Below are 1,006 nucleotides of genomic sequence, written 5' to 3'. Positions count from 1 at the left end.
AGGGACAACATTGGAGGTATTTTATCTATTATCTGACCACTATTTTTATCTGTGAAGTAATTGGGAAATGGGGAGGAGAATATATCAGCTTTTCAAAAACTAAATATTATAACTATATCGTTATCCCTTTCCAGTTTATCTTTTTTTACTGGCTTTATGCCGTAAAATCATTTAAGGATAAAAGACTATTTTGGATACTCTCTTTGTTGTACATAATTTCATTTATACTCAGCAGATTATTCTTTAAGGAAAGTAAAGTATATTTTTCCTTTAGCTATACTTTTGGATGTTTACTCTTAATGTTTTTGGTTATCAAAGAATATTATAATCAGGTAAACTCAATCAACATTCTCAACTTTCAAGAAAATAGAATGTTTTATATTAATTTAGGCGTAACCTTATTCTATATCGGTACATTACCTTTTCTTACGTTTTATTCGTTATTGCGGGCTTATATCCAGATCTGGAATATTTATTTCGATTATTTTCTGATATCAGGGATTGTAATGTATGTATTATTCTCAATTTCATTTATATGGGGAAAACAGAGCTCTTAATTACCATCATCCTTTTTAACCTGTTTTTCGTGCTCTTTGTAGTCGCCATTATGGTCTATATTAAAAAATATAAAGAACGGAAAAGGGAATATCTGAATGAAATTAAAATCACCAACGAAATACACCAGAAGGAACTTTTAACTACCCAGTTAGAAATTCAACAGGCCACCATGCAGCAGATTGGCCGCGAATTACACGATAATATCGGGCAGAAATTAACATTGGTGAGCCTTTATACCCAGCAACTGGTGCACGAAAACAAAGTGCCTCAGGCAAGTAAAAGAATTGAGCAGATTTATCAGATCATTAATTCATCGTTGCAAGACTTGAGGAGTTTGTCGAAAAACTTAACGAACGATAATATAAGTGAAAATGAAATTGTAACTTTAATACAGGAAGAAGTGAACAACCTCAATGCTTTGAAAAAATGTAAGGTAACCTTTCAATAC

The 1,006-nt window shown here is 31.6% G+C and carries 2 protein-coding genes; both read left to right on the top strand.

The annotated features are described in order from the left end of the window. Positions 1-557: hypothetical protein (locus AC1DND_RS28480; RefSeq protein ID WP_477586285.1), on the top strand; the 557-nt coding region annotated here is incomplete at its 5' end. Next, a partial coding sequence (locus AC1DND_RS28475) for a sensor histidine kinase (RefSeq protein WP_477586283.1) occupies positions 536-1,006 on the top strand: 471 nt, incomplete at its 3' end. The genes AC1DND_RS28480 and AC1DND_RS28475, both read left to right, overlap by 22 nt.

This window comes from Pedobacter sp. 01N416 (assembly GCF_056399685.1).
The sequence above is the reverse complement of the archived record's forward strand: the minus strand, read 5'-3'. Positions and strand labels throughout refer to the sequence as shown.